Here is a 3,492-nt window from a genome sequence, read left to right as displayed (position 1 = left end):
CGTGTGCGGACCGGTGGATGAAAGCAAGAACGTCAAGAAAAGGGGCGGTGGGCGACCACCGCCACTCGGATCTTTTGTGCAGGGATGTACGGGGAGGAAGCGCATGCGGGAACTTTCCAGGGGATCGGCGCTCACGGCACTGCGCGTAGAGGACATGAACAGCCGCGGTGAGGGCATCGCCCGTCTCGACGGCGGCTTCGTGCTGTTTCTTCCCGGGGCGCTTCCCGGGGAGACCGTCCACGTCCGGATCACAGAGGTGAAAAAACAGTACGCCGTCGGAGACGTGACCGGCTTCGACGAGGCGCACCCCTCCCGGGTGACGCCCCGCTGCCCCTGGTTTGCCCGTTGCGGAGGATGCCAGTTGCAGCACGCCTCGGAGCCGCTCCAGCTCGAACTCAAGCGGAACCTTGCCCTCCAGGCGATGCGCCGTATCGGCCACCTCGCCCCTGAGGAGGACGTTACGGAATGTCGCAAAAGCCCCCTTGCCCTGCACTACCGGAACAAGGCCGCCTTTCCCGTCGTCCGGGGGAGGGGAGCCCTCCGCACCGGCTTCTACCGCCGCGGCTCCCACGAGGTGGTCCCCGTGGACCGGTGTCCCGTTCTCGACGAGACCCTGGAAACCCTCTACGGAACCCTCCGGGACCTTCTGCCGCAAGCTCCCTTCGATGGTTACGACGAAAAGACCCACCGGGGACATCTGCGCCACCTCGTGCTGCGCCGGGGCACCCGGTCGGGGTGCCTCGCCGCGATCCTCGTGTGCCGCACCCGTCCCGATGCGCGGCAGGATGCGTGGATCCGCCGGGTTCTCACTCCCGCCCTCCGGGCACTGGACGAAGAGGCTCGGGTGGCCGTGCACGTCAACGACCGGCGGGGAAACGTCATCTGGGGCGGCGACACCCTTTCCTACGCGGGAGGCGAGCGCTTCACCGAGGGGCTCGGCGACCGCCTCTTCTCCTTCGACCTCACCTCCTTCTCCCAGGTGAACACCCTCCAGGCGGAACAGCTCTACGCCCACGTGACCGAAGAAGTGCAGGCCCTGGAGGGACGGCGGATCCTGGAGCTGTACGCCGGAGCGGGGACCTTGACGGCCTTTCTCGCCGACCGGGCCGAGACCGTGACCGCCGTGGAGGAGTGGACGCGCTCCGTGGAGAACGGCCGAGAAAACATGCGCGCCCTCGGACTGGACAACGTCCTTTTTACGGCGGCCGACGCCGGGGCCTTCCTGCAGGACGCCCTTCCCGGCGGCTTCGACACCGTCGTGCTGGATCCACCCCGGGGCGGCTGCGACGAAGAGGTCGTCCGGAACCTGCTCCGCCTTGCCCCCCGGAATCTCGTCTACGTCTCCTGCAAGCCCGCCACACTCTTCCGGGATCTGGCCCTCCTCACCCGAGGAGGCTACCGCTTCCTGCGGCTCCGCCTCTTCGACATGTTCCCCCAGACCGCCCACGTGGAGTGCGTCGCCACCCTCCGGCGCCCCTAGCACCGCGAAAGCGCCGACGTTTTCCGTCCGGCGCACGGAGGCGCCTTGGTGTGCCCGTTCCGGTGGTGTGCCGCTCCTCCGCCGGGAGGCTCTCTGTCCGCGTCCGAGTTGCGCCTCCGGAAGGCTCTCCTCCTCTGTTATGATTTCCCCTTCTCTGCTCTGTCGTCCCGTGTCCCTTGTGCGCCGAGGCGCGTTTTTCAGGCCTTGGATTGTCAGTTCAACTGCAACGGAGATGAAGTCGGCTCCCGCGTGGAGTCGCTTCCTGGTACACGATGGTTGCGAAACGCCGTTCCGATGTTGCCAGATTCGTCATTTCCGGTGATCCGATTATGCTCTCAAGAGTGTGCAAAAAGTGATTGCGGAGGGGGGATTCAAAGAAAGAAGGTCATGGTGTAGGGTGTCTGCAGCGCACAAACAACCCGAGCCCTTAGGAGGCGATACACCATGACCGGAAAGAAGCATAGCAGTCGTTTCGCTGGAATGAAAGCCCTTTTCGGGAACGAAACGGACGCCCTGAAGACCCTGATGAAGGAAGTGCTGCAAGAAATCCTTGACGGGGAAATGACGGAACTCCTTGGAGCCGAACGACATGAGCGCAACACAGAACGTACGGGTTATCGGTCAGGCTACTATACCCGAAGTCTGGTCACGCGAATCGGCAAGCTGGAACTGCGGATTCCCAGAGACCGGAACGGAGAATTCTCCACGGCATTGTTCGAGCGTTATCAGCGCAGTGAGAAGGCATTGGTGGCGGCTCTGGCGGAAATGTATGTGCAGGGCGTGTCCACGCGCAAAGTGACGGCGATCACCGAGGAATTGTGCGGACATCGTTTTTCCGCGAGCAGCATCAGCGCCATCAACAAAGGTCTCGATGAAGCCCTGTCTCGTTTTGCGAACCGTCCCCTTGACGAAGAGTACCCGTATCTGATTCTGGACGCCCGCTACGAGAAAGTTCGCGAGAACGGAGTCATCCGTTCCCAGGCGGTACAGATCGCCATCGGAATCAACCGGGAGGGGCAGCGGCAGATCTTGGCGGTGGAATTGGCTCCCCGTGAAACGGCAAGCAGTTGGAAAGAGTTTCTTCTCGGTCTCAAGCGACGGGGTTTGCGCGGTGTGGAATTCGTAGTATCCGACGACCACGCAGGACTTCGTTCGGCCATCGGAGAGACCCTGCTCGAAGCATCTTGGCAGCGTTGCTACGTCCATTTCCTGCGGAATGCTCTGGATCATCTGCCCCGTAAGGCCGATGACGACTGCCTCCAGGAACTCCGCTGGATCTACGACCGCCGGGACATTATGGAGGCCCACCGGGATCTGACGTCCTGGATCACCAAATGGCAGAGGAAATATCCGAAGCTTGTCGACTGGGTTGAGGAGAACATAGAGGAGACGCTGACCTTCTACCGGCTTCCCAGAGCACATCACAAGCATCTGAAGTCAACCAACATGCTGGAACGGCTTAACGAAGAGATCAAAAGAAGGACCCGTGTCGTCCGTATCTTCCCGAACACCGACGCATGTCAGCGCCTGATACGGGCACTGTGCGTCGAAACCCACGAGGCATGGCTGGAGTCCAGTCGCTACCTCAACATGGACCTGTTGATCGAACACAAAAAGGCACTCCTGGAAAAGTGTGGCTAATCGCTGCAAACGGCCGCCAAACACCATGAAATCCTTTTTGCACAACTTGACGCACACAACTCGCGGCGAGGCAGAGACGACGCCGGATACGGATTTGTCCCGGCTACTCTTTCAGCGCTTTTTCCGGATTGTCTCCGGAAGAGATGATCTGGATGTTTGCGTCGAGCCTCCTAGAATAAAGTTGTCACAACTGGGAGCAGAAATAGCCCGAAAAGTTGTGATGATAATAGGGGCATGCAGGTTGAGAGTCGCCGAGTGTAGCCTTGGGATGCGAATCTCGTCAAGGAGTCTGGCGCCTCACCTCTTGCGGCGTAGCACGAATGAGCTGGATGTTGCGGCCGCTTGCGGTCTTCTGCGTCTGTCCAAGGAGG

General features: G+C 61.2%; 2 protein-coding genes. Both read left to right on the top strand.

Going from position 1 to position 3,492, the window contains the following annotated elements:
* Positions 1 to 103 precede the first annotated feature (103 nt).
* Positions 104 to 1,480, top strand: a complete 1,377-nt coding sequence (rlmD, locus tag Q1K49_RS06830) for a 23S rRNA (uracil(1939)-C(5))-methyltransferase RlmD (RefSeq protein WP_300524329.1) — start codon at positions 104 to 106, stop codon at positions 1,478 to 1,480.
* Positions 1,481 to 1,924: 444 nt separating this feature from the next.
* Complete coding sequence (locus Q1K49_RS06825; RefSeq protein ID WP_300524327.1) at positions 1,925 to 3,121, top strand: IS256 family transposase; 1,197 nt, start codon at positions 1,925 to 1,927, stop codon at positions 3,119 to 3,121.
* Positions 3,122 to 3,492 lie beyond the last annotated feature (371 nt).

Source organism: Aminiphilus sp. (assembly GCF_029975095.1).
Classification (GTDB): domain Bacteria; phylum Synergistota; class Synergistia; order Synergistales; family Aminiphilaceae; genus Aminiphilus.
This window is presented reverse-complemented; position numbering and strand designations above follow the sequence as displayed.